Annotated in this window: 24 protein-coding genes and 1 riboswitch; of the genes, 15 read left to right on the top strand and 9 right to left on the bottom strand. The window is 71.7% G+C overall.

The genetic code is table 11. From position 1 onward, the window contains the following. Positions 1–20 precede the first annotated feature (20 nt). The gene (locus ABZ117_RS12705; protein WP_356820025.1) at positions 21–779 is read right to left on the bottom strand and encodes a class I SAM-dependent methyltransferase; all 759 of its coding nucleotides are present in this window, start codon (positions 777–779) and stop codon (positions 21–23) included. Positions 780–879: 100 nt separating this feature from the next. Here ABZ117_RS12705 and ABZ117_RS12700 point away from each other — a divergent pair, with 100 nt between their 5' ends. Beyond that, positions 880–1,509: a CGNR zinc finger domain-containing protein gene (locus tag ABZ117_RS12700; RefSeq protein ID WP_356820023.1), complete on the top strand. Its 630-nt coding sequence runs from the start codon at positions 880–882 to the stop codon at positions 1,507–1,509. Here the strand turns inward: ABZ117_RS12700 and sodX are convergent. Further along, positions 1,413–1,847, bottom strand: a complete 435-nt coding sequence (gene sodX, locus ABZ117_RS12695) for a nickel-type superoxide dismutase maturation protease (RefSeq protein ID WP_356820226.1) — start codon at positions 1,845–1,847, stop codon at positions 1,413–1,415. The genes ABZ117_RS12700 and sodX overlap by 97 nt on opposite strands. A gap of 145 nt (positions 1,848–1,992) precedes the next feature. Here sodX and sodN point away from each other — a divergent pair, with 145 nt between their 5' ends. From sodN to ABZ117_RS12680, 3 genes are all read left to right on the top strand, one after another. Next, positions 1,993–2,388 carry a superoxide dismutase, Ni gene (gene sodN / locus ABZ117_RS12690; protein WP_046418451.1) on the top strand — a complete coding sequence of 132 codons (396 nt, stop codon included), beginning with the start codon at positions 1,993–1,995 and terminating at the stop codon, positions 2,386–2,388. Positions 2,389–2,592: 204 nt separating this feature from the next. Then, positions 2,593–2,946 carry a helix-turn-helix transcriptional regulator gene (locus ABZ117_RS12685; RefSeq protein ID WP_356820224.1) on the top strand — a complete coding sequence of 118 codons (354 nt, stop codon included), beginning with the start codon at positions 2,593–2,595 and terminating at the stop codon, positions 2,944–2,946. Between the two features lie 35 nt (positions 2,947–2,981). Continuing rightward, on the top strand, positions 2,982–3,398 hold the full coding sequence (locus tag ABZ117_RS12680; RefSeq protein WP_356820022.1) for a VOC family protein: 417 nt from the start codon (positions 2,982–2,984) through the stop codon (positions 3,396–3,398). Positions 3,399–3,449: 51 nt separating this feature from the next. Here the strand turns inward: ABZ117_RS12680 and ABZ117_RS12675 are convergent, their stop codons facing one another. The 4 genes from ABZ117_RS12675 to ABZ117_RS12660 form a co-directional block, all read right to left on the bottom strand. Continuing rightward, complete coding sequence (locus ABZ117_RS12675; RefSeq protein ID WP_356820020.1) at positions 3,450–3,782, bottom strand: DUF952 domain-containing protein; 333 nt, start codon at positions 3,780–3,782, stop codon at positions 3,450–3,452. Positions 3,783–3,791: 9 nt separating this feature from the next. Further along, on the bottom strand, positions 3,792–4,049 hold the full coding sequence (locus ABZ117_RS12670) for a hypothetical protein (protein WP_356820018.1): 258 nt from the start codon (positions 4,047–4,049) through the stop codon (positions 3,792–3,794). A 233-nt stretch (positions 4,050–4,282) separates the two neighbouring features. Beyond that, a complete protein-coding gene (locus tag ABZ117_RS12665) occupies positions 4,283–5,428 on the bottom strand; it encodes a family 2 encapsulin nanocompartment cargo protein polyprenyl transferase (RefSeq protein ID WP_356820016.1) in 1,146 nt (381 codons plus the stop codon). A gap of 112 nt (positions 5,429–5,540) precedes the next feature. Then, a complete protein-coding gene (locus ABZ117_RS12660; protein ID WP_356820014.1) occupies positions 5,541–6,947 on the bottom strand; it encodes a family 2B encapsulin nanocompartment shell protein in 1,407 nt (468 codons plus the stop codon). A 306-nt stretch (positions 6,948–7,253) separates the two neighbouring features. Between ABZ117_RS12660 and ABZ117_RS12655 the strand changes: the two genes are divergently transcribed. Together ABZ117_RS12655 and ABZ117_RS12650 are read left to right on the top strand one after the other, a co-directional pair. Then, positions 7,254–7,847: an N-acetylmuramoyl-L-alanine amidase gene (locus tag ABZ117_RS12655; protein ID WP_356820012.1), complete on the top strand. Its 594-nt coding sequence runs from the start codon at positions 7,254–7,256 to the stop codon at positions 7,845–7,847. A 104-nt stretch (positions 7,848–7,951) separates the two neighbouring features. Continuing rightward, on the top strand, positions 7,952–8,857 hold the full coding sequence (locus ABZ117_RS12650; protein WP_356820010.1) for a pyridoxal-phosphate dependent enzyme: 906 nt from the start codon (positions 7,952–7,954) through the stop codon (positions 8,855–8,857). Here the strand turns inward: ABZ117_RS12650 and ABZ117_RS12645 are convergent. Then, entirely contained in the window at positions 8,854–10,437 is a 1,584-nt protein-coding gene (locus ABZ117_RS12645) for a Na+/H+ antiporter (protein ID WP_356820008.1), read from the bottom strand. The two genes, ABZ117_RS12650 and ABZ117_RS12645, sit on opposite strands and share 4 nt — an antisense overlap. A 61-nt stretch (positions 10,438–10,498) precedes the next feature. Here ABZ117_RS12645 and ABZ117_RS12640 point away from each other — a divergent pair, with 61 nt between their 5' ends. The 3 genes from ABZ117_RS12640 to ABZ117_RS12630 all read left to right on the top strand — a co-directional run bounded on the left by ABZ117_RS12640 (position 10,499) and on the right by ABZ117_RS12630 (position 12,648). Next, positions 10,499–10,759 carry a UBP-type zinc finger domain-containing protein gene (locus ABZ117_RS12640; RefSeq protein WP_356820006.1) on the top strand — a complete coding sequence of 87 codons (261 nt, stop codon included), beginning with the start codon at positions 10,499–10,501 and terminating at the stop codon, positions 10,757–10,759. Between the two features lie 294 nt (positions 10,760–11,053). Then, complete coding sequence (locus tag ABZ117_RS12635; RefSeq protein WP_009190566.1) at positions 11,054–11,470, top strand: anti-sigma regulatory factor; 417 nt, start codon at positions 11,054–11,056, stop codon at positions 11,468–11,470. Continuing rightward, the gene (locus ABZ117_RS12630) at positions 11,467–12,648 is read left to right on the top strand and encodes an RNA polymerase sigma factor SigF (protein ID WP_356820005.1); all 1,182 of its coding nucleotides are present in this window, start codon (positions 11,467–11,469) and stop codon (positions 12,646–12,648) included. Before ABZ117_RS12635 ends, ABZ117_RS12630 begins: the two co-directional genes overlap by 4 nt. Before the next feature lie 17 nt (positions 12,649–12,665). On the opposite strand, the gene ABZ117_RS12625 is transcribed toward ABZ117_RS12630, so the two are convergent. Then, positions 12,666–13,121, bottom strand: a complete 456-nt coding sequence (locus ABZ117_RS12625; RefSeq protein WP_356820003.1) for a hypothetical protein — start codon at positions 13,119–13,121, stop codon at positions 12,666–12,668. A 135-nt stretch (positions 13,122–13,256) separates the two neighbouring features. Here ABZ117_RS12625 and ABZ117_RS12620 point away from each other — a divergent pair, with 135 nt between their 5' ends. Continuing rightward, a complete protein-coding gene (locus tag ABZ117_RS12620; RefSeq protein ID WP_356820002.1) occupies positions 13,257–14,225 on the top strand; it encodes a diacylglycerol kinase family protein in 969 nt (322 codons plus the stop codon). 320 nt (positions 14,226–14,545) lie between these two features. Further along, on the top strand, positions 14,546–14,803 hold the full coding sequence (locus ABZ117_RS12615) for a WhiB family transcriptional regulator (RefSeq protein WP_003992873.1): 258 nt from the start codon (positions 14,546–14,548) through the stop codon (positions 14,801–14,803). Between the two features lie 212 nt (positions 14,804–15,015). Here ABZ117_RS12615 and ABZ117_RS12610 read toward each other — a convergent pair whose 3' ends face one another. Further along, positions 15,016–16,491 (bottom strand): PAS domain-containing sensor histidine kinase, encoded by a 1,476-nt coding sequence (locus tag ABZ117_RS12610; RefSeq protein WP_356820001.1) that lies wholly within the window; start codon positions 16,489–16,491, stop codon positions 15,016–15,018. Positions 16,492–17,012: 521 nt separating this feature from the next. Here ABZ117_RS12610 and nagB point away from each other — a divergent pair. The 4 genes from nagB (at position 17,013) to mctP (ending at position 20,802) form a co-directional block, all read left to right on the top strand. Then, positions 17,013–17,798, top strand: coding sequence for a glucosamine-6-phosphate deaminase (nagB, locus tag ABZ117_RS12605; protein WP_356820000.1), 786 nt, complete (start codon positions 17,013–17,015; stop codon positions 17,796–17,798). Between the two features lie 232 nt (positions 17,799–18,030). After that, positions 18,031–18,795 (top strand): GntR family transcriptional regulator, encoded by a 765-nt coding sequence (locus ABZ117_RS12600; protein WP_356819998.1) that lies wholly within the window; start codon positions 18,031–18,033, stop codon positions 18,793–18,795. A gap of 124 nt (positions 18,796–18,919) precedes the next feature. After that, positions 18,920–19,195 carry a DUF3311 domain-containing protein gene (locus ABZ117_RS12595; RefSeq protein WP_356819996.1) on the top strand — a complete coding sequence of 92 codons (276 nt, stop codon included), beginning with the start codon at positions 18,920–18,922 and terminating at the stop codon, positions 19,193–19,195. Then, the gene (mctP, locus tag ABZ117_RS12590; RefSeq protein ID WP_356819994.1) at positions 19,192–20,802 is read left to right on the top strand and encodes a monocarboxylate uptake permease MctP; all 1,611 of its coding nucleotides are present in this window, start codon (positions 19,192–19,194) and stop codon (positions 20,800–20,802) included. Before ABZ117_RS12595 ends, mctP begins: the two co-directional genes overlap by 4 nt. Positions 20,803–21,272: 470 nt before the next feature. Beyond that, positions 21,273–21,351, top strand: a riboswitch (cobalamin riboswitch). The last annotated feature ends 74 nt before the right edge of the window (positions 21,352–21,425 follow it).

Raw genomic sequence — 21,425 nt, 5'->3', positions numbered from 1 at the left:
GCGCCGTCACCGTCCGGCTGTCACTTCAGCGCGAGCAGCAGGGTGTCCGACGGTGAGCACCACACCGCGCGGGCCTCGGCGAACCCCTTCTCGCGCAGCACGCGCGCGTGCCAGGCGGCCGACGGGGTGTCGCCGTCCGCGTGCTCGCCGTAGATCGCGAAACGGCGGGCGGTCGGTTCGGCGAGGGCCGGGTCCGCGGCCGCCAGCCGCCACCACTCCGCCCAGTCCGGGGTGCCGTCCCGCCTGGCCTGATCCATGCGGGCGTGGCGCTGGGCGCGCTCCCCGGCGTTGATCCGGGGTGTGCTGTCGTCGATCATGTGGTCGGCGTTCATGAGGACGCCGCCGTCGCGGACCAGCTCCGCGACCTGACCGTAGAGGGCCGCGAGAGGTTCACTGTGCAGCCAGTGCAGCGCCGTCGCGGTCAGGACGGCGTCGTAGGAGTCGTACGGCAGCCGCTCCGGCCAGTCGGGGTCCTTCAGGTCGGCGGTGACGAGACGGACGCGGTCGTCGCCCTCGAAGGTGCCCTGCGCGATCGCGAGCAGCGCCGGGTCGAGGTCGACGCCGGTGCTGGTGGCCCGCGGGAACCGCCTGAGCAGCCGCGCGGTGATGCTGCCGGTGCCGCACGCGAGGTCGAGGACGCGCGGGGCCGTGCCGACCAGCGCCTCGACCATGTCGAGCATGATCCGGAAGCGTTCCTCCCGGTCGGGCATGTAGCCCTCCTGCTGCCGGTCCCAGCTCTCCTGCCAGGCGGCCCAGTCCGTACCGGTGTCCGTGGTCATGGCACCCCGACTCCCCTCGGTTCGCGTAATACCCTGGAAGCACGACCGGCTATTACCCGACCGCAGACATGACGATAAAGCGCCCTGGTAAGGACTACAAGTGGAACTGGCCTATTACTCGGATTACGCCGTACGCCTCGTCAACAGCGAGGAGCCGGCCCGGGGCAAGGACTCTCTGACCTCGGTCGAGGCCGTCCGCGACCTGTTCGGCGCCAACGCGTCGGCGGCCCGTCGCGCCACCGACGCCGACGTCACCCGCTTCCGCTCGGTCCGGGCCCGGCTCCGCTCGGTCTTCGAGGCCGCCGACACCGGCGACGAGACCCTGGCCGTGGACCTGCTGAACTCGCTGCTGCTGGAGTTCCCGGTCAGCCCCCAGATCTCCGGGCACGACCACCGCGACGAGGACGACCGCCCCCTGTGGCACATGCACCTGGCCGACCATCCCTCCAACGCCACCGCCGGCTACGCGGCGATCGCGACGATGGGCCTGGCCTTCCACCTCACCGAGTACGGCGTGGACCGCCTCGGCCTGTGCCAGGCGGCCCCGTGCCGCAACGCCTACCTCGACACCTCCACCAACCGCTCCCGGCGCTACTGCTCCGACCGCTGCGCGACCCGCGCCAACGTGGCCGCCTACCGGGCCCGCAAGCGCCTGGAGGCCGACCGGTCGGGCAGCAGGGGCCTCGCCGCCGAGAGCGCCCAGCGCAGCAGCGTCAGCGGCGAGCGCTGACCGGCCCGCGGCGGCCGGAACCGCAGCAGGGCCTTCCCCAGCACCAGGTCCTCCGGTACGACCCCGTAGTCGGTGCTGTCACCTCCCGCGTACGGGTTGTCCCCGAGCACCCACCAGCCGCCCTCACGCCGTTCCACGGCCCGCTTGACGACCAGCAGGTCCTGCTGGAACGGATGACGCAGGACCACGACGTCCCCCGGCCTGACCGCACCCCCGTACCGCACCAGCAGCCGATCCCCGTGGCGCAGCGTGGGCACCATGGACGGGCCGGTCACCTCGGCCAGCCCGAAGGGCGCCACGGCCCCGCCCCGCTCGGTCTCCCGCGACAGCTCCGGCATCCCCGGCACCTCCCCGGTCCGTTCCTCCACCGGTCCCAGTCTCACCCTGGACTTTCGTCCTAAGCCCTAGGGGGCACTCACGAAAACCGGTTCCTCAGGGAGTAATGTCGCACCTGAGAAGACGATCACGAGGAAGGAATGCTCCATGCTTTCCCGCCTGTTTGCCCCCAAGGTCAAGGTCAGCGCCCACTGCGACCTGCCCTGCGGCGTGTACGACCCGGCCCAGGCCCGCATCGAGGCGGAGTCGGTGAAGGCCGTCCAGGAGAAGATGGCCGGTAACGACGACCCTCACTTCCAGGCGCGTGCCACCATCATCAAGGAGCAGCGCGCGGAGCTGGCGAAGCACCACGTCTCCGTACTCTGGAGCGACTACTTCAAGGCCCCGCACTTCGAGAAGTACCCGGAGCTGCACCAGCTGGTCAACGACACCCTGAAGGCCCTCTCGGCCGCCAAGGCGTCCACCGACCCGGCGACGGGTCAGAAGGCGCTCGACTACATCGCGCAGATCGACAAGATCTTCTGGGAGACCAAGAAGGCCTGATCCTCGATCATGCCGACCGGTCCGCGATCTCCGGTCGCCCGGTCCTCCCGTCCGCACCCGGTCCGCAGCGCGCCGAACACGGCGTCCGCGACGGACCGGGTGCGGTCTTTTTCCGCTCCCCGGAGGGCGGGGGCGGTGCTGTGGGAGGCTGAGGGGGTGACCGCTCTGGAGGACCTCAGACGGCTGCGCCGGGTGCGTGACCGGATGGACCGTGAGTACGCCGAGCCGCTCGACATGACCGGGCTGGCCCGCGACGCCCTGATGTCCCCGGGGCACTTCCAGCGCAGCTTCCGCAAGGCGTTCGGGGAGACGCCGTACAGCTATCTGATGACCCGTCGCATCGAGCGGGCCAAGACACTGCTGCGCCGGGGCGACCTCACCGTGACCGAGGTGTGCCTCGCCGTCGGCTGTACCTCGCTCGGCTCCTTCAGCTCCCGGTTCACCGAGCTGGTCGGTGAGACGCCGAGCGCCTACCGGGCCCGCGACCACGAGGAGAGCGCGGTGATCCCGTCCTGCGTGGCCCGCCGGCTGACCCGGCCGCGGCGCCGCCTGTACTGAAGGCACGGCGCGCGCCGCGGTTCTACGCTGAGTCCATGGACGTGAAACTCGCGCAGTGCTTCATCGCCGTGGACGACCACGACAAGGCCATCGCCTTCTACCGCGATGTGCTGGGCCTGGAGATCCGCAACGACGTGGGCTTCGAGGGGATGCGCTGGGTGACGCTGGGCTCCCCGCTCCAGCCCGATGTGGAGATCGTCCTGGAGCCGCCGGACGCCAGCCCCGACGCCTCCCCCGCCGACAAGCAGGCACTGAACGAGCTCCTAGCCAAGGGCCTGCTGCGCGGGGTCATCTTCACCACCCCCGACTGCGACGCCCTGTACGAGCGGGTACGGGAGGCCGGCGGCGACGTCCTCCAGGAGCCGACCGACCAGCCGTACGGGGTCCGCGACTGCGCGTTCCGCGACCCGGCCGGCAACCAGCTCCGCTTCCTGGAGCGGCCTACGCGCTGACCTCCCGCGCGTTACGGCTCCGGGACGGGCGCCGTCGCGTCCCCTGCCGTTTCATCCCCAGGGCTCCACGTCCACCACGGCCGCGACCGGTACGGGCCCGTACACGTGCGGGAACTCCTCTCCGCCCGGTTCGACGGCCTCGTACCGCACGGGCGCCCCGACCCGGGCGGGGTCCACGACCAGGACGACCAGTTCGTCCGGGCCCTCGTGGTCGCCGTAGAGGAAGGCGGCGATGCGCGGGAGCTGGGCCCGGGTGGAGAAGTGGATGAAGCCCTCCTCCTGGAGGGTGCGGCCGCGGGTCGACATCTCGTAGGTGCCGCTCTCGCGCGCCGCCTCCCACAGGGAGCGCTCGGTGACATGCAGGATGTGCGGAAGTTTCGGCATGCGCCCACGCTACGGCGCGCCCGGTCCGCCTCGTGCTCGGACGGCGCTGTTCCCCGCGCCGGGCGCCGACCGGCCCTTGGGACCGCTGCCCCGCGGCCGGGCCGGGGCGCCGGCGGGCCGGGCGGGGTCGGAAGGGGAGGCGCAGTCGGGGCTGCGGCACGGGCCGGGGGCCCACACCGGCACCCAGGCGCCCAGGGTCTTGTGCCGCCTGACGACCATGTCGACGGGCTGTCCGCAGACGGGACAGACGGGTTGTTCGCTGTCCATGCCCCCAGGGTAGGACGGTGGCGGCCGCAGCGCTTCCTGCCGTATCGACCGCACGAAGGTGCCGTCGCCGAGGACGCGCAGGGCGCTCGCCCATCGACCGGGCAGGGCGGCGGGCCCCGCGCACGGTGGGAGTGGGCGGGGCCCGCCCGGCCGGAGGCCCGGTGACCGTGCGGGGTCAGGAGCCGCACGGTCACCGGGGGCTCCGGATTCGGCGGGACTGCCGGACGGCAGCCTCAGTTGTTCCGCCGGGTCACGAACTCGGCGAGCGCCAGCAGACCGCCCGCCGCCTCGGGTACGGGGACCGCGCGGGCCAGTTCCTGCATCGCGCGGGCCATCCGGTCCGCCGCCTCGGCCTGCGCCCAGTCCCGGCCGCCGGCCCGTTCCACCGCGAGGGCCGTCCGCGCGATCTCCCCGGTCGCGGCCTCCGCCCCCAGGTACGGCTTCGCGTACAGCGCGGCGAGTTCGGCCGCCGCGGGGCTGCCGGAGGTGAGCGCCGCCACCACCGGCAGTGACTTCTTGCGGGCCGTGAGATCCGCGCCGGCCGGCTTGCCGGTGCGCTGCGGGTCTCCCCATATGCCGATGACGTCGTCGATGAGCTGGAACGCGAGCCCGGCCTGGCGGCCGAAACCGTCCAGCGCGGCCACCTCCTCCTCGCCGGCGCCCGCGTACAGCGCGCCGAGCGCGCAGGCGCAGCCCAGCAGGGCGCCGGTCTTGGCCTCGGCCATCACGAGGACCTCGTCCAGGGTCACCGCGTCCGGGGCGCGGCGCTCCAGTTCGCTGTCGGTCTGCTGGCCGGCGCACAGTTCCACGACACAGCGCGCGAGCCGGGCCACGGCCGGAACGGCGGCCGGGTGCGGATCCTCGACGAGCAGCCGCACCGCCAGCGCCTGGAGCGCGTCCCCGGCGAGGATCGCGTCGGCGTCGCCGAACACGGTCCAGGCGGTGGGGCGGTGCCGCCGGGAGGTGTCGCGGTCCATCACGTCGTCGTGCAGCAGCGTGAAGTTGTGCACGAGTTCGACCGCCACCGCCGCGCGGACGGCCGCCGCCCGGGCCGCCGGTCCACCGAGCGCGGCGGCGGCCGCGAGGACGAGCGCGGGCCGCATGGCCTTCCCCGCGTTGCCCGCCGCCGGCGTGCCGTCCGCCTGCTGCCAGCCGAAGTGGTAGAGCGCGATCCGGCGCAGGGAGCCGGGCAGCGACTCGACGGCGGCGCGCAGCTCCGGGTCGACGAGTGCGCGGGTGCGCTCCAGCAGCGCCGTCGCCTCGTGCCCGTCGGGCGGTCCCGCGGGGGCCTCCCCGGTTCTCTCCCGCGGCTCCCCCGGTGCGCCGGGACGCGGCACCCCGGGGGTGCGCTGTCCGGTCTCCGTCATGAACTCGGCCATGGTCCCCCCTCGCCAGGTCCGCGCGCGCCGGTGTCGCCGGCCCGCCCGGACGCGTACCCCCGGGGCCTGCCCGCCCGTGCCGGCGGGGACACGGCCGCGACGTGGGCAGACGTCACCCCCACCGGCCGATCTCGACGTTCTCCAGCACACCGAGCGCGTCGGGCACCAGGACGGCCGCCGAGTAGTAGGCCGTCACCAGGTACTTGATGATGGCCTGCTCGTTGATGCCCATGAACCGCACGGACAGGCTCGGTTCGATCTCGTCCGGGATGCCGGACTGCCGCAGGCCGATGACGCCCTGGTCGGCCTCGCCCGTGCGCATCGCGAGGATGGAGGTCGTACGGGCCTCGCTGATCGGGATCTTGTTGCACGGGTAGATCGGGACCCCGCGCCAGGTGGGGATGCGGTTGCCGCCGATGTCGATGGTCTCCGGGACCAGTCCGCGCTTGTTCAGCTCGCGCCCGAACGCGGCGATGGCGCGCGGGTGGGCGAGGAACAGCTTGGTGCTGCGGCGGCGGCTGAGCAGCTCGTCCATGTCGTCCGGGGACGGCCCGCCGTCGTGCGGCTGGATCCGCTGGTCGTACTCGCAGTTGCTGAGCAGACCGAACTCCGGGTTGTTGATCAGCTCGTGCTCCTGGCGCTCCTTGAGCGCCTCGACCGTGAGCCGCAGCTGCTGCTCGGTCTGGTTCATCGGCTGGTTGTACAGGTCGGCCACGCGCGAGTGGATGCGCAGCACGGTCTGGGCGATGCTCAGCTCGTACTCGCGCGGCCTGGGTTCGTAGTCGACGAAGGTGTGCGGGATGTCGGGCTCGCCGGAGTGGCCGGCCGCCAGCTCGACCTCCTTCTCGCCGTACTTGTTGGTGCGCTGACGCGGGAGCGAGCGCACCTGGTCGAGGTGTTCCCGCAGGGTGTCCGAGCGCTCGGCGACCTGCTCGAAGTCCTGGCGGCTGAGGACCAGCACCGTGGTCGCGGTGTCCGCGCGGGCCGTGTACTCCCAGATGGAGTCGGGGTCGACCAGCGCGTGGTCGCCGAAGTAGGCGCCGTCGGCGAGGACACCGAGGACGGCCTCGTCACCGTACGGACCCGTGCCGACTTTCGACACCCTGCCGTGGGCGAGGAGGTAGACCTCTTCCGTCGGGTTCCCGAAGTCGGCGATGACCTCACCCGGCGCGAAGTCACGCCGGCGGCAGCGCCGGGCCAGCTCGGTGAGCACCTCCTCGTCCTCGTACGACCGCAGGACCGGCAGCTCACCCAGTTCGGCCGGGATGACCTCCACCTGGTCACCGGTCTTCACGAAGGTGACGCGGCCGTCGCCGACGGCGTAGGTCAGCCGCCTGTTCACGCGGTACGTGCCGCCTTGGACGTCCACCCAGGGAAGCGTGCGCAGCACCCAGCGGGAGCTGATCTCCTGCATCTGCGGAACGGACTTGGTGGTGGTGGCCAGGTTCCGCGCTGCCGCTGTCCCGAGGGACTGCTGCGGCCTGCCCTGATCCGTGCGGACCTCTTCGCCTACCGACATAGAGAAATGCCCTCCCAGGTATGCCCGGTGCCCTGTCGCACGGAGCACCGGTCTCGGGCCCGAGCCTTTCATCACCGTGCGTGGTCCCACCATTACCCGAAAGAGGGGGAATGGATCATCGCATTACTGGGCACAATGAGGGACTTGCCCCGACCCTCCCCGATGGCCCCCGGATGCGCCGCCTGTCCGGATCGGCTCGCACAGCGTACGAACCATGTGTCCCCGGACGTCCGGTTTCGGTAGAAGCAGGCAGAACGGATCGGCCGCGACCGGCGGCCGGACGGGCACGGCACGAAGGAGTCGGTCATGGCCCCACCCATGTCGGCGAGCGGATTCCTGGACGCGCTGCGGGCGGAGGGCGTCCCGGTCGTCGAGGTCGGCGACTGGCAGCACCACAACCGCAACCACAAGGGACCCTGGGGACCCGTCCACGGCGTGATGATCCACCACACCGTCACCCAGGGCAGCACGCGCACGGTGGAGCTGTGCCGCGACGGCTATCCGGCGCTGCCGGGGCCCCTGTGCCACGGCGTGATCACCAAGGACGGCACGGTCCACCTGGTCGGCTACGGTCGCGCCAACCACGCCGGGCTCGGCGACGACGAGGTGCTGCGCGCGGTGATCGCCGAGCGGGGCCTGCCGCCGGACAACGAGGCGAACACCGACGGCAACCGGCACTTCTACGGCTTCGAGTGCGAGAACCTCGGCGACGGGGAGGACCCCTGGCCGCAGGCTCAGCTGGACGCGATCGAACGGGTCTCCGCGGCGGTGTGCCGGTACCACGGGTGGACGGAACGGTCGGTCATCGGGCACCTGGAGTGGCAGCCGGGCAAGGTCGATCCGCGGGGGTTCACGATGGCGTGGCTGAGGGAGCGGGTGCGGGAACGGCTGAAGAGCTGACACCGTGGCGGGGCCGCGCGCCCTGCCCGCCCCGCGGAGCACGGTCCCGTCGGATCCCGTCACCCTCCGCCCGCGCCCGGGCCGGGCCGGGCGACAATGGGGCCGTGACCAGCCCCGACCCGCTCGCCCCCCGCCTCCCCTCCCCGCTGCACGAGGTGGCCGACGACCGTTTCGCCCGGCGCGGGGTGCGGTTGCTGCTCAAGCGGGACGACCTCCTCCACCCGGAGCTGGTCGGCAACAAGTGGCGCAAGCTGGTGCCGAACATCGCGGCGGCGGACGGCCGCCCGCTGGTCACCTTCGGCGGGGCCTACTCCAACCACCTGCGGGCCACCGCCGCGGCCGGCCGGCTGCTCGGCCTGCCGACCACCGGCGTGGTCCGCGGCCAGGAGCTGGCCGGCCGCCCCCTCAACCCGTCCCTGGCCCGGTGCGCGGCCGACGGCATGCGCCTGCACTTCGTGGACAGAGCGGCGTACCGGCGCAAGACCGAGCCGGACACCCTGGCCGCCATCCTGCGCGCGGCCGGTGCCGAAGGGGCGTACGTCGTCCCCGAGGGCGGCAGCAACGCCGAGGCGGTGCGCGGCTGTCGCGCACTCGGCGAGGAACTGCGCGGCCACGCGGACGTCGTCGCGGTCGCCTGCGGCACCGGCGGCACCCTCGCCGGCCTGGCCGCCGGGCTGTCGCCCGCGCAACGCGCGCTCGGTGTACCGGTTCTCGCGGGCGGCTTCCTGGAGGCCGTTGTGCAGGCCCTCCAGGAGCGCGCGTTCGGCGCCCGCAGCGGCGCCTGGTCGCTGGCCGACCGCTTCCACTGCGGGGGTTACGCCCGTACGACACCGGAACTGCTGGCTTTCGCACAGGACTTCGAGCAGCGGCACGGACTGCCCGTGGAGCGTCTCTATGTCGCCAAGTTGCTGTACGGACTTCTCACCCTGGCGGAGGAGGGCGCCTTCGCGCGCGGGACGACGGTCGCCGCGGTGGTGACCGGCCGGCCGGATCCGGGGGGCGGGCGCTAACCGGCCTCCCGGTAGGCCGCCGCCTCCTCCAGGTCCAGGCGTCTGAGCAGGGCGCGCAGCATCTCGTCGTCGATGTGGCGGTGGTCGCGGAGCTTGACGAAGACCTCACGTTCGGCGCTGATCATCTCGCGGGACAGCCGGCGGTAGGTGTCGTCCACGGACTCGCCGGTGACCGGGTTGACCTGGCCGAGCCGCTCCCAGACGGCGTTGCGGCGGCGCTCCAGGACCGTGCGCAGCCGGTCGGCGAGCGGCGGCGGCAGGGCGTTGCGGTCGTCGGTGAGGAGTTCGTCCAGGCGGCTGTCGGCGGCCCGTGATGCCTGGGCCTGGGCGTTGGCCTCGGCGAGGGTCTCGGCCTGCCGGTCGCGGGCGGGGAAGCGCAGCAGCCGGATCAGCGACGGCAGGGTCACGCCCTGGACGACCAGGGTGCCGATGACGGTGGTGAAGGTCAGGAAGAGGACCAGGCTGCGGGGCCCCTCGGCCATGGTCGGCGGGATGGCGAAGGCGATCGCCAGGGAGACGACACCGCGCATGCCGGCCCACGAGGTGACCATCGCGCCCCGCCAGGTGGGGTTCTCCTCGCGTGCCCTGATGCGCGCCGACAGCATCCGGGGCAGGAAGGCGGCCGGATAGACCCAGACGAACCGGGTCACGACGACGACCAGGAAGACGGCGATCGCGTACCCCGCCGCGGAGGCGCCCTCGTACTCGCCGAGCCGCTTGAGGACGATCGGCAGCTGGAGACCGATCAGGGCGAAGACCGCGGACTCCAGCACGAAGGCGACCATCTTCCACACCGCCTCCTCCTGGAGCCGGGTGGCGAAGTCGACCTCCCACGCGCGGTGGCCGAGATACAGGGCGACGACCACGACCGCGAGCACCCCGGAGGCGTGGGCCTGCTCGGCGACTCCGTAGGCGACGAACGGGATCAGCAGGGAGAGGGTGTTCTGGAGGAGGGGTTCGGTCAGGTGCGTGCGCAGCCAGTGCAGCGGCGCCATGAGGACCAGGCCGATCCCCACGCCACCGACCGAGGCGAGCAGGAACTCACGGATCCCGCCCGCCCAGGTCGCTCCCGCGCCGACCGCCGCGCCGAGCGCCACCTTGTAGGCGGTGATCGCGGTGGCGTCGTTCAGCAGGGACTCGCCCTGGAGGATGGTGGTGACCCGGGAGGGCAGGCCGGCCCGGCGCGCCACCGCCGTGGCGGCCACCGCGTCCGGCGGTGCCACGACCGCGCCCAGCACCAGCGCGGCGGGCAGCGGCAGTCCGGGCACGATCAGGTAGGCGGCCCAGCCGACGACCAGGGTCGCGAAGAGCACGTAGCCGACCGACAGCAGCGCCACCGGCCGCAGCTGGGCGCGCAGGCTGAGGTAGGAGCTGTCACTGGCGGAGGTGTACAGCAGCGGGGGCAGCAGCAGGGGCAGGACGATGTGCGGATCGAGGGTGTAGGACGGCACCCCGGGGATGCCCGAGACCACCAGCCCCACCGCGACCAGCAGCAGGGGCGCCGGCGCGGGGGTGCGCCGGGCCGCCGCGGCCACCGCGGCGCTGCCCGCCACCAGCAACAGCAGGGGCATCACGTCCATGGTCTTCGCCCACCCTCGTATTCCGCGCGGCCACCCGCACGTGCGTCGTAATCTGGCAATCATGAAACAGTGCACGCACGCCGACGCGCTGCCGCACCCGGAGCCGGAACCGCTCGGCGAGACCTGCCCGGAGTGCCTGCGCAACGGCACACACCCAGTGCAGCTGAGGCTGTGCCTCAGCTGCGGCCACGTAGGCTGCTGCGACTCCTCGCCCGGACGTCACGCGACGGAGCACCACGAGCGGACCGGTCATCCGGTGATGCGGACGTTCGAGCCCGGCGAGGACTGGCAGTGGTGCTTCGTGGACCACGTCCTCGTCTGAGCGTTTCCCGTACAGGGGCGTTCTCGTGTGACACTGCATGCGGCGGTCGCCGCAGGACGGTTCGAGCAGGTGACGCCTGGGTACGCCAACCCGGCGCGCGCTCTTTTCATTTGGGCCCGCAGACCCCCTAGACACGGAGCGTATCCACAGCTTTACTGTGAGTGACGTCGGGGGGTTGGGGTCCCGGGGACAGGAATGTTCGGAGCGCGATAGCGTCACCGGTTGAACTCGTACGCGTTACCCCCGGGGGGCGACCCTCGGCCCCGTAAAGTTTGTACCACCATGGAGGTGAGGGTGTCCCAGATCGCAGGCGAGCCCGCGGCGAACCAGGACTTCGTGGAAGTCCGGCTGCCGGCGGCGGGTGCCTACCTGTCGGTGCTGCGGACGGCCACGGCCGGTCTGGCGGCCCGCTTGGACTTCACCCTGGACGAGATCGAGGACCTGCGCATCGCCGTGGACGAGGCCTGCGCGATCCTGCTCCAGCAAGCCGTGCCGGGCTCGGTGCTCAGCTGTGTCTTCCGGCTCGTCGACGATTCGCTGGAGGTGACGGTGTCGGCGCCGACCACCGACGGCCACGCCCCCTCGCGGGACACCTTCGCCTGGACCGTGCTGTCGGCCCTCGCGGGAAAGGTCTCGTCCGCCGTCGACGAGGACAAGACGGTGTCGATCAGTCTCTACAAACAGCGCGGCGCGGGTCCCGGGCCGGCGTGAGGAACGGGGACGGGCCGGTGCGGGACGAAGAGCGCGGCACGCGGGAGCGGCCGACCGGGGACGAGGGTGCCCCCTGGTCATGGGGGTCCCCCCGCTCGGGCGCAGTCGAGAGTGACACCGGAGCCGACACCTCGGGGCAGGGCCCCGGGGACGGCTCCCGGCGCATGGCGGACGGCATCGACGGCATCCCCGAGCAGGCCAGACCGCACCCGGAGGACGGCTCCGCGCCGGCCGGCGACGACGGCGCGGTACCGGCCGCGCCGCCACCGGCACGCGGTGGTGCCGGCGCCGCAGGCCACGCGGGAGCGAGGGCTCGGGGAAGGGCTACGGGCGGGACGATGAGCGAGCACGGGCGACACCCCGATGACGACGCGCCGGCCGCGGAGGCCGTGCCCGTCGCGCCGCACATCTCGCGGCACACCCCGCACGACCGCAGCGGGGCACGGGCGATGTTCGTGGAGCTGCGCAAGCTGAACGCGGGCAGCGCGGAGTACGCGGAACTGCGCAACCAGCTGGTCCGTATGCATCTGCCCCTCGTGGAGCACCTGGCGCGCCGGTTCCGCAACCGCGGGGAGCCGCTGGACGACCTCACCCAGGTCGCCACGATCGGTCTGATCAAGTCCGTCGACCGGTTCGACCCGGAGCGCGGCGTGGAGTTCTCCACGTACGCCACCCCGACCGTGGTCGGCGAGATCAAGCGGCACTTCCGCGACAAGGGCTGGGCGGTGCGGGTGCCGCGCCGGCTACAGGAGCTGCGGCTGGCGCTGACGACCGCGACGGCCGAGCTGTCCCAGCTGCACGGCCGCTCCCCCACGGTGCACGAGCTGGCCGAGAAGCTCGCCATCTCCGAGGAGGAGGTCCTGGAGGGCCTGGAGTCGGCGAACGCGTACTCCACGCTGTCCCTGGACGTCCCCGACACCGACGACGAGTCCCCGGCGGTCGCCGACACCCTCGGCGCGGAGGACGAGGCGCTCGAGGGCGTGGAGTACCGCGAGTCCCTCAAGCCGCTCCTGGAGGACCTGCCGCCGCGCGAGAAGCGGATCCTGCTGCTGCGCTTCTTCGGGAACATGACCCAGTCGCAGATCGCGCAGGAGGTCGGCATCTCCCAGATGCACGTCTCCCGGCTGCTGGCCCGCACCCTGGCCCAGCTGCGGGAGAAGCTCCTCGTCGAGGAGTGAGCCCCACGGGGTGAGCCCTACTCGGCCCGGCCCGGTCCCTTGATCCCGAGGGCCCGGGTCGTCTCACTGTTGACCAGCAGCACCAGGGCCGCCACGGCGACCACCGCGAGGACGATGCCGACCGGGATGGCCATGCTGTCGGCCTGGAGCAGGTTGTAGGCCACCGGGAGCGCCATCAGCTGCGTGATCACGGCGGGGCCCCGGCTCCAGCCGCGCCGCAGCAGCAGACCGCGCGCGGCGAGCAGCGGCAGCAGTGCGAGGACGACCAGGGTGATGCCGAGGGTCACGGCCTGCTGCCGGCCGTCCGGATCGCCGGTGAGCGCCCGGACGAGCACCCAGAGACCGCCGCCCACCAGGGCGGCCCCCTCCAGCGCGGCCAGGGCCGCCGCGTACGTCAGCCGGCGCGGGCGCGGCTCCGTGGCTGCGGCGGCTTCGGCGGCGGTGTCCGGGGCGGGGTTCTGCTGACTGCTCACCCCAGCAGGGTAGCCCGCCCCCTGCCGCGCCGGCGGGGCCCGCCGGGCGCGAGTGTCCGGGCTCACCCCCCGGCTTCTTACCGGTTCCCTACCTCGGTCTGGGATCAATACCCCCCAGTAGGTACGCTGCCATGCATGCGTGCACTTCTCGTGGTCAATCCGGCGGCAACCACCACAAGCGCACGCAGGCGTGACGTCCTGATCCACGCGCTGGCGAGCGAGATGAAGCTGGAGGCGGTCACCACCGAGTACCGCGGTCATGCGCGCGACCTCGGCCGGCAGGCGGCGGAGAGCGACGACATCGACCTGGTGGTGGCGCTCGGCGGTGACGGCACGGTCAACGAGGTCGTCAACGGCCTGCTGCACGCCGGCCCCGACCTGCAGCGGCTGCCCGGTCTGGCGGTCGTCCCCGGGGGCTCCACGAACGTCTTCGCCCGTGCCCTGGGCCTGCCCAACGACCCGGTCGAGGCCACCGGCGCGCTGCTGGACGCGCTGCGCGAGGGCAGCGAGCGGATCGTCGGCCTCGGTCTGACCTCGGGTCCGCGGGGCACCGAGGACGAGGCGGTACCGGCCCGCTGGTTCACCTTCAACGCCGGGCTGGGGTTCGACGCCGGCGTGGTGGGGCGGGTCGAGCAGCAGCGCGAGCGCGGGAAGAAGTCGACGCACGCGCTCTACGTCCGCCAGGTGGTCCGGCAGTTCCTCGGTGAGTCGAACCGCCGGCACGGCACGATCACGCTCGAACGGCCCGGCGCGGACCCGGTCGCAGATCTCGTGGTCGCCATAGTCTCGAACACGTCCCCGTGGACCTATCTCGGCAATCGCCCCATGTACACGTCACCCAGGGCGTCGTTCGACGCCGGCATCGACGTGCTCGGTCTCAGCCGCCTGTCGACGGCCGCGGTTGCCCGGTATGGCACCCAGTTGCTCACTTCGTCCCCCGAGCGCGGACCCCATGGCAAGCACGCCGTCGCGCTGCACGATCTGGACCAGTTCACCTTGCATTCGAAGGCGCCTCTGCCCCTTCAGATGGACGGTGACCATCTGGGGCTGCGTACGAGCGTGACGTTCACAGGCGTACGCCGTGCACTGCGTGTGATTGTGTGAGCGGAACGGGCGAAAGTCCTTTCACTCGAACGTTTAGGCCAGGATCCACCCCATGGAAGTACGGCTGTGACCTAGTCGACACCGAGGAATCAAAAAAAATCTTCGGGAAGGGGTTGTATCCGCCGCTGAGGTTTGCGAGTCTCTACGTGGCGATCGGGACGGCCCGCAACACCAGCCTCCACTGATCACCAGAACCCCTCTTCAATCCACAGGACCACGCCGGGGAGACTCGGCGATCGGCCCTTCACTTGTTGAGGGATTCGTGAAAGCGTTCACATTCACAAGCAATCCGCACGTAATACCAAGGAGAGGTAGCAGCCATGGACTGGCGTCACAACGCCGTTTGCCGCGAGGAAGACCCCGAGCTCTTCTTCCCCATCGGCAACACCGGTCCTGCGCTGCTGCAGATCGAGGAAGCCAAGGCCGTCTGCCGCCGCTGCCCGGTGATCGAGCAGTGTCTGCAGTGGGCGCTCGAGTCCGGTCAGGACTCCGGCGTCTGGGGTGGTCTCAGCGAGGACGAGCGCCGTGCCATGAAGCGCCGCGCCGCCCGCAACCGGGCCCGTCAGGCCTCCGCCTGACATCCCACCCCCCTTGACGGCCTGAGCTTGGCGGCGCGTGCAGCACGCACGCTTCTCCCGCCCCCGAGCCGCAGCGCGCAGTATCCCCCGATGCGCTTAGCGACACAGCGGAGCAGCAACGAGCATCAGCCTCGGACCAATGGCGGTCCGGGGCTTTTTGCTGTGCCCGGTCCCCCGCGCGGCCGGTGCGCCGGCGGGTGAGGCGACCGGGCTCACTTGTCCGCGCGCACCGGGACGTCCAGGATCACCCGAGTCCCGCGCCCCGGCGCCGGCACCATGTCGAAGGTGCCGCCCAACTCGCCCTCGACGAGCGTCCGTACGATCTGGAGACCGAGGTTGCCCGAGCTGTGCGGGTCGAAGCCCGCGGGCAGACCGACGCCGTCGTCCTGGACCGTGACCAGGAGCCGGGCCTCCTTGGTGGTACCGCCGCGCACCGCGGAGACCTCGACCGTGCCGGTGTCCCCCTCGCGGAAGCCGTGCTCCAGTGCGTTCTGGAGCACTTCGGTGAGCACCATCGACAGCGGGGTGGCGACCTCGGCGTCGAGTATGCCGAACCGTCCCGTGCGCCGGCCGGTCACCTTGCCCGGGGAGATCTCGGCGACCATCGCGAGCACCCGGTCGGCGATGTCGTCGAACTCCACCCGCTCATCCAGGTTCTGAGACAGCGTCTCATGGACGATGGCGATGGAGCCGACCCGGCGGACCGCCTCCTCCAGCGCCTCCCGGCCGCTCTCGGAGTCGATGCGCCGGGCCTGGAGCCGGAGCAGGGCGGCGACCGTCTGGAGGTTGTTCTTCACCCGGTGGTGGATCTCCCGGATGGTCGCGTCCTTGGTGATCAGCTCGCGCTCGCGGCGGCGGAGTTCGGTGACGTCCCGGCACAGCACCAGTGAGCCGATGCGGGTTCCCTTGGGCTTGAGCGGGATGGCCCGGAACTGGATGACCCCGTCGTGGGCCTCGATCTCGAACTCGCGCGGCGCCCAGCCGCTGGCCGCCTTCGCGAGCGCCTCGTCCACCGGGCCCCGGGTGGGGGCGAGTTCGGCGGTGGTCCGGCCGAGGTGGTGACCGACCAGGTCGGCGGCGAGACCGAGGCGGTGGTAGGCGGACAGGGCGTTCGGGGAGGCGTACTGGACGATGCCGTCCGCGTCCAGCCGGATCAGACCGTCACCGGCACGCGGGGAGGCGTCCATGTCGACCTGCTGGTCGGGGAACGGGAAGGAACCTGCGGCGATCATCTGCGCGAGGTCGGAGGCGCTCTGGAGGTAGGTCAGTTCCAGCCGGCTCGGCGTGCGGACGGTGAGCAGGTTGGTGTTGCGGGCGATCACGCCGAGGACGCGGCCCTCCCGGCGCACGGGGATGGACTCGACCCGCACCGGGACCTCTTCGCGCCACTCCGGGTCGCCCTCGCGCACGATCCGGCCCTCGTCGAGCGCCGCGTCCAGCATGGGCCGCCGGCCGCGCGGGACCAGGTGGCCGACCATGTCGTCCTGGTAGGAGGTGGGGCCGGTGTTGGGGCGCATCTGGGCGACCGACACGTACCGGGTGCCGTCACTGGTGGGGACCCACAGGACGAGGTCCGCGAAGGAGAGGTCGGAGAGCAGCTGCCACTCCGAGACCAGCAGGTGGAGCCACTCGAGGTCGGAGTCGTCGAGGGCGGTGTGCTGGCGTACGAGTTCGTTCATGGAGGGCACGTGTGCGAGCGTACCCGGGGCCTCACGGGTGGCCGAAAAACACCCGCGGGCCGCGGCGCCTGGAAGGGACCCTCAACCCTCCCGGCACCGCAGCCCGGAGCATCATCGGCCGTGGGGTGTGCGGTCCCGGTCGGCCGAAGGTCGAGGAGCCGGGACAGTCAGGGCAGAGAGCCCGGTTCCTCGGTCCGCCTTCCTGTGCGGGGAAGACGGAGACCTGTTCTCTTGGATTGTGGACTAGACCATGAGGGCGTGTCCATGGTGGGGGCGAACGCCGCGGACCACTGGCACGCGATGCCAGAGAGCCTAGCCCGCCCGGGTCACTCGTGGGGCCAGATGGCCATGGCAATTTCCGCGAGGGCCGCCGGCCGCTCCCGGCTCGCGCCGTCGCGGGCGGGCCGGAACGTGCCCGCACACCTGCTCTCCCCGCCCCTTTTCCCCCGCGCCCGGGAACACCGGTTCTGCTAGATTGGTCTAAACCACATGGAGACGGATACAGCCCCCTTCAGAACGGCAGGCCCAGCGTGGAAGTTGTCATCGTCCCGGACGCCGCGGCGGGCGGCGAGCTGATCGCCGAGGCCCTGGCGCAGCTGCTGCGACGCAAGCCCGACGCGCTGCTCGGTGTGGCCACCGGCTCGACCCCGCTGCCCGTCTACCAGGCACTGACCGCCAAGGTGCGCTCCGGTGCCGTGGACGCCTCCCACGCGCGGATAGCGCAGCTCGACGAGTACGTGGGCCTGCCCGCCGACCACCCCGAGTCCTACCGCTCGGTGCTGCGCCGCGAGGTGCTGGAACCGCTCGGCATAGACATCGACGCGTTCGTGGGGCCGGACGGCACGGCGCCGGACGTCCAGGCGGCGTGCGAGGCGTACGACCGCGCGCTCGTCGAGGCCGGCGGGGTGGACCTGCAACTGCTCGGCATCGGCACCGACGGGCACATCGGGTTCAACGAGCCGTGCTCCTCGCTCGCCTCCCGTACCCGGATCAAGACGCTGACCGAGCAGACCCGGATCGACAACGCCCGCTTCTTCGACGGCGACATCGAGCAGGTTCCGCACCACGTCATCACCCAGGGCATCGGGACCATCCTGGAGGCCCGGCACCTGGTGCTGCTGGCCACCGGCGAGGGCAAGGCGGACGCGGTCGCCGCGACCGTCGAGGGCCCGGTCGCGGCGGTCTGCCCGGCCTCCGCGCTCCAGCTCCACCCGCATGCCACGGTAGTCGTCGACGAGGCCGCCGCGTCCAAGCTGAAGCTGGCCGACTATTTCCGGCACACGTACGCCAACAAGCCGGAGTGGCAGGGGATCTAGCCGGGGAACAGGGGTACGGGAGACGGGGAGGCGTGCGACGCGGGGACGGGCCCGCCGTCGCCCGCGGTCTCCGGCGCCCTCGATGGACTAGACCAACAGGGGGCGCGACGGTATACAGAGGGGATCACGGAGCGTGCGGGGGGAGTCCCGACACGGCAACCCGTGCCACGATGTGTGCCGTGGCCGATGGGATGTCGGTCGCTTTCGGCACTCGGAGCCGGGAAGGCAGAGCATGAGCACCGACGTCAGCAGTGCGGAGAACGAAACAGGCACGACCGTCCGTACCGCGCGCGTGCCCAAGTACTACCGCTTGAAGAAGCATCTGCTCGACATGACGCAGACGCAGGCGCCGGGCACGCCGGTCCCGCCCGAGCGCACCCTGGCCGCCGAGTTCGACACCTCCCGCACCACGGTCCGCCAGGCACTCCAGGAACTGGTCGTGGAGGGCCGGCTCGAACGCATCCAGGGCAAGGGCACCTTCGTGGCCAAGCCCAAGGTCTCCCAGGCGCTCCAGCTCACCTCCTACACCGAGGACATGCGGGCCCAGGGCCTGGAGCCGACCTCGCAGCTGCTGGACATCGGGTACGTCACGGCCGACGACCGGCTCGCCGGGCTGCTCGACATCACCGCCGGCGGGCGTGTGCTGCGCATCGAGCGGCTGCGCATGGCCAACGCCGAGCCGATGGCGATCGAGACCACCCATCTGTCGGCCAAGCGCTTCCCGGCCCTGCGGCGGTCGCTGGCGAAGTACACCTCGCTGTACACCGCGCTCGCGGAGGTCTACGACGTCCACCTCGCCGAGGCCGAGGAGACCATCGAGACCTCCCTGGCCACCCCGCGCGAGGCAGGGCTGCTCGGCACCGACGTGGGCCTGCCCATGCTGATGCTCTCCCGGCACTCCCTGGACCGCAGCGGCCAACCGGTGGAGTGGGTGCGCTCGGTGTACCGCGGGGACCGGTACAAGTTCGTGGCGCGGCTGAAGCGGCCCGCGGAGTAGGAGCGGGGGCGCGTTCGCCGAATCGGTATACCGATATGCGGACGAGGGCTTCCACTGGTACGACGCCGTCACCTAGATTGCCTGCGCATTACCCAGGTGATCAGCGAGGGGACGGAGCCGTGGCATGTCCGAAACGCCTGAAGTGAGGCCACCGGTGGTGACACCGGCCAGGGTGGTGATCGCCCTGTGTCTCGTCGCGCCCTTCGTGGCGATGCTGTGGGTCGGCTCGTACGCCGAGACGGATCCCACGTTCGTCGGGATCCCGTTCTTCTACTGGTACCAGATGCTCTGGGTGCTGATCTCCACCGCGCTCACGATGCTCGCGTACCAGCTGTGGCAGCGCGACCAGCGTGCCCGCGGCAGGTCCGCCGCCGGCCGGGACGAGGAGGCGGCGAAGTGAAGGACGGCGTCAACGGCGTCGCGCTCGGCGTCTTCATCTTCTTCTTCCTGGCCGTCACGGTCATGGGCTTCCTGGCCGCGCGCTGGCGCAGGACCGACAACGAGCAGACCCTGGACGAGTGGGGCCTGGGCGGCCGGTCCTTCGGCACCTGGGTCACCTGGTTCCTGCTCGGCGGCGACCTGTACACGGCGTACACCTTCGTGGCCGTACCGGCGGCGATCTACGCGGCGGGCGCGTCCGGTTTCTTCGCGGTGCCGTACACGATCCTGGTGTACCCGCTGATCTTCACCTTCCTGCCCCGCCTGTGGTCGGTCTCGCACCGCCACGGGTACGTCACGACCTCCGACTTCGTGCGCGGCCGGTTCGGGTCCAAGGGGCTGTCGCTGGCGGTGGCCGTCACCGGCATCCTGGCGACGATGCCGTACATCGCGCTCCAGCTCGTCGGCATCCAGGCCGTGCTGGACGTGATGGGCGTCGGCGGCGGCGAGAACACCAACTGGTTCGTGAAGGACCTGCCGCTGCTGATCGCCTTCGGTGTGCTGGCGGCGTACACCTACTCCTCCGGGCTGCGCGCCCCGGCCCTGATCGCGTTCGTGAAAGACACGCTGATCTACATCGTCATCGCGGTGGCGATCATCTACATCCCGGTCAAGCTGGGCGGGTTCGACGACATCTTCGCCAAGGCCGGCGAGAAGTTCTCGGCCACGGGTGTGGGCGGGGTCGTGCCGGCCCCCGGGGGCCAGTGGACGTACGCCACGCTGGCCCTCGGCTCCGCGCTGGCCCTGTTCATGTACCCGCACTCGATCACCGCGACCCTGTCGTCCAGGAGCCGTGAGGTGATCCGCCGCAACACCACGATCCTGCCGCTGTACTCCCTCATGCTGGGCCTGCTGGCGCTGCTGGGCTTCATGGCGATCGCGGCCGGGGTCAAGGTCACCAACGGGCAGCTGGCGATCCCGCAGTTGTTCGAGGACATGTTCCCGGACTGGTTCGCGGGCGTGGCCTTCGCGGCGATCGGCATCGGCGCGCTCGTGCCCGCGGCCATCATGTCCATCGCGGCGGCGAACCTCTTCACCCGCAACATCTACAAGGACTTCATCAAGCCGGACGCCACACCGCAGCAGGAGACCCGGGTCTCCAAGATCGTGTCGCTGCTGGTGAAGGTGGGCGCCCTGGCCTTCGTCCTCACCATGGACAAGACGGTCGCCATCAACTTCCAGCTCCTCGGCGGCATCTGGATCCTCCAGACGTTCCCGGCCCTGGTCGGCGGCCTGTTCACCCGCTGGTTCCACCGCTGGGCACTGCTCGCCGGCTGGGCGGTCGGCATGGTCTACGGCACGCTGGCCGCGTACGGGATCGCCTCGCCAACGCAGAAGCACTTCGGCGGCAACGCCAAGGAGATCCCCGGTATCGGCGAGATCGGCTACATCGGCCTCACGGCGTTCGTCCTCAACGTGGCGGTGACCGTGGTCCTGACCTTCGTCCTGAAGGCCGTCAAGGCCCCCGAGGGCGTCGACGAGACCAGGCCGGAGGACTACACGGCCGACGCGGGCGACCCGGGCGTCCAGGTGGAGCTGCCGCCGGCCACCGCGGGCGCCGCCCACTGAGGCTCCCGCGGAGAGCACCGCACATCCCGGCGGGCCGCCGGAGGTCACCCTCCGGCGGCCCGCTGCCGTACCGGCGCCCCGCGAACCACCGCCGCGCACCGTCCCCCGCGCCCCCGCGAACCACCGCCGCGCACCGTCCCCCGACGCCCCCCGCGAACCACCGCCGCACACCCTTCCCCGGCGCTCCCGCACCCCCCGCGAAGCACCGCCGCGCGCCATCCCCCGCGCCCTCGCACCCTCGCGGGCCACCGCCGCACACCCTCCCCCGCCGCCCCCGCATCCCCCACGGACCGCCGCCGCGCGCCCTCCCCCCGTGTCCCGACGCCGTGTGCGGCCGCCCCCGTCGACCGGTCCCGGCGGGGGCGCCCTCCAGCCCGTGAGTCGCCCCTCCGGCACCGGACCGACACAACATCTGGGGGTGACACGACAGCCCGGCACCAGATGTATGCTCATGCTCGCTGTCGCCGCAGGGGAATCCGGTGCGAGTCCGGAACTGTCCCGCAACGGTGTACTCGCGTGTTTCCGCACGCCTGTTCCAGTCCGAGGTCCTGCCGACAGCGCGCCCGGCCGTCCGGTCCGGGTGCCTGTGACGTCCGGGCCTCGTGGAGTGGGCCGGTGGACGC

This window comes from Streptomyces sp. NPDC006309 (genome assembly GCF_040613095.1).
GTDB lineage: Bacteria > Actinomycetota > Actinomycetes > Streptomycetales > Streptomycetaceae > Streptomyces.
The sequence above is the reverse complement of the archived record's forward strand: the minus strand, read 5'-3'. Positions and strand labels throughout refer to the sequence as shown.

What these genes read in the sequence shown, in the direction of transcription:
- ABZ117_RS12705 (WP_356820025.1), bottom strand. Translation starts at nt 779, where the DNA reads ATGACCACGGACACCGGTACGGACTGGGCCGCCTGGCAGGAGAGCTGG.
- sodX (WP_356820226.1), bottom strand. Translation starts at nt 1,847, where the DNA reads ATGCCGGAGCTGTCGCGGGAGACCGAGCGGGGCGGGGCCGTGGCGCCC.
- sodN (WP_046418451.1), top strand. Translation starts at nt 1,993, where the DNA reads ATGCTTTCCCGCCTGTTTGCCCCCAAGGTCAAGGTCAGCGCCCACTGC.
- ABZ117_RS12685 (WP_356820224.1), top strand. Translation starts at nt 2,593, where the DNA reads ATGGACCGTGAGTACGCCGAGCCGCTCGACATGACCGGGCTGGCCCGC.
- ABZ117_RS12680 (WP_356820022.1), top strand. Translation starts at nt 2,982, where the DNA reads ATGGACGTGAAACTCGCGCAGTGCTTCATCGCCGTGGACGACCACGAC.
- ABZ117_RS12675 (WP_356820020.1), bottom strand. Translation starts at nt 3,782, where the DNA reads ATGCCGAAACTTCCGCACATCCTGCATGTCACCGAGCGCTCCCTGTGG.
- ABZ117_RS12670 (WP_356820018.1), bottom strand. Translation starts at nt 4,049, where the DNA reads ATGGACAGCGAACAACCCGTCTGTCCCGTCTGCGGACAGCCCGTCGAC.
- ABZ117_RS12665 (WP_356820016.1), bottom strand. Translation starts at nt 5,428, where the DNA reads ATGGCCGAGTTCATGACGGAGACCGGACAGCGCACCCCCGGGGTGCCG.
- ABZ117_RS12660 (WP_356820014.1), bottom strand. Translation starts at nt 6,947, where the DNA reads ATGTCGGTAGGCGAAGAGGTCCGCACGGATCAGGGCAGGCCGCAGCAG.
- ABZ117_RS12655 (WP_356820012.1), top strand. Translation starts at nt 7,254, where the DNA reads ATGGCCCCACCCATGTCGGCGAGCGGATTCCTGGACGCGCTGCGGGCG.
- ABZ117_RS12645 (WP_356820008.1), bottom strand. Translation starts at nt 10,437, where the DNA reads ATGGACGTGATGCCCCTGCTGTTGCTGGTGGCGGGCAGCGCCGCGGTG.
- ABZ117_RS12640 (WP_356820006.1), top strand. Translation starts at nt 10,499, where the DNA reads ATGAAACAGTGCACGCACGCCGACGCGCTGCCGCACCCGGAGCCGGAA.
- ABZ117_RS12620 (WP_356820002.1), top strand. Translation starts at nt 13,257, where the DNA reads ATGCGTGCACTTCTCGTGGTCAATCCGGCGGCAACCACCACAAGCGCA.
- ABZ117_RS12615 (WP_003992873.1), top strand. Translation starts at nt 14,546, where the DNA reads ATGGACTGGCGTCACAACGCCGTTTGCCGCGAGGAAGACCCCGAGCTC.
- ABZ117_RS12600 (WP_356819998.1), top strand. Translation starts at nt 18,031, where the DNA reads ATGAGCACCGACGTCAGCAGTGCGGAGAACGAAACAGGCACGACCGTC.
- ABZ117_RS12595 (WP_356819996.1), top strand. Translation starts at nt 18,920, where the DNA reads ATGTCCGAAACGCCTGAAGTGAGGCCACCGGTGGTGACACCGGCCAGG.